This window comes from Undibacterium paludis (genome assembly GCF_022568815.1).
In the GTDB taxonomy this organism is placed as follows: Bacteria; Pseudomonadota; Gammaproteobacteria; order Burkholderiales; family Burkholderiaceae_D; genus Undibacterium.
Genome location: NZ_JAKZHX010000072.1, coordinates 1 through 384, shown reverse-complemented (window position 1 = coordinate 384; position 384 = coordinate 1). Strand labels below are relative to the sequence as shown.

Below are 384 nucleotides of genomic sequence, written 5' to 3'. Positions count from 1 at the left end.
ATCGCACCGTAAGTCACCAGTGTATCGTTACCAGCACCCAGGTTGATGGTGTCTGTGACGACACGGGCTACGGCTGTGGCGGTGGACTGGGCATCGATGCTGACGCCATTTTCTACGGCGGCATAAGTACCAGCCACATAGTTACCCAGCAATACCACGCGGTCTGCACCAGCACCCAATTGCAGGAAGTTGGCGCCACGGCCCAGGGTCACGTCCAGTGCGGATTGCGCTGTCAGTACACCTGCATCGATGGAAACACCGACTGTGGCGTTGGCAACGTTGACGTTGTCGATCGCACGGATAGTCAGACGTTCTACGTGAGTTGTTGTGTTAGCAGCCTGGTAGCTGTCAACCAATGCGTCAACGATGGTGTCATTCAACTGA

At 55.7% G+C, this 384-nt stretch carries 1 protein-coding gene; it reads right to left on the bottom strand.

The features are described from left to right. Positions 1–384, bottom strand: a 384-nt coding sequence (locus LZ463_RS28970; RefSeq protein ID WP_241459793.1) for a hypothetical protein, incomplete at both ends; no start/stop codon positions are given.